At 62.8% G+C, this 541-nt stretch carries 1 protein-coding gene; it reads left to right on the top strand.

The genetic code is table 11. The features are described 5' to 3' along the window. A partial coding sequence (locus GIW04_RS31215) for a helicase-related protein (RefSeq protein ID WP_268939296.1) occupies window positions 1–541 on the top strand: 541 nt, incomplete at both ends.

The raw sequence follows: 541 nt of genomic DNA, 5'->3' as shown, positions 1-541 counted from the left end.
CGCCTACCCGCTGCCGAACCCGGACGAATACCTCGAACTGCCCCTGGGCGAACACGCCGAGCTGTACCCGGAAGTCAGCTTCCAGGCGCAACCGGACATCGAGGAAGAGAACCGCTGGTGGCGCTTCGACCCACGGGTCGAGTGGCTGATCGACCAGCTGAAAATGCTCAAGCGCACCAAGGTCCTGGTGATCTGCGCCCACGCCGAAACCGCCATGGACCTGGAAGACGCCCTGCGCGTGCGCTCCGGCATTCCGGCCACGGTGTTCCACGAGGGCATGAACATCCTGGAGCGTGACCGCGCGGCGGCTTATTTTGCCGATGAAGAGTTCGGTGCCCAGGTACTGATCTGCTCGGAAATCGGCAGTGAAGGCCGCAACTTCCAGTTTTCCCATCACCTGGTGCTGTTCGACCTGCCGTCCCACCCCGACCTGCTGGAACAGCGTATCGGGCGTCTGGACCGGATCGGCCAGAAACACGTGATCGAACTGCACGTGCCCTACCTGGAAACCAGCCCGCAAGAGCGCCTGTTCCAGTGGTAC

Source organism: Pseudomonas sp. PA-4-8C (genome assembly GCF_021606625.1).
GTDB classification, from domain to species: Bacteria; Pseudomonadota; Gammaproteobacteria; order Pseudomonadales; family Pseudomonadaceae; genus Aquipseudomonas; species Aquipseudomonas lactis.
The sequence above is the reverse complement of the archived record's forward strand: the minus strand, read 5'-3'. Positions and strand labels throughout refer to the sequence as shown.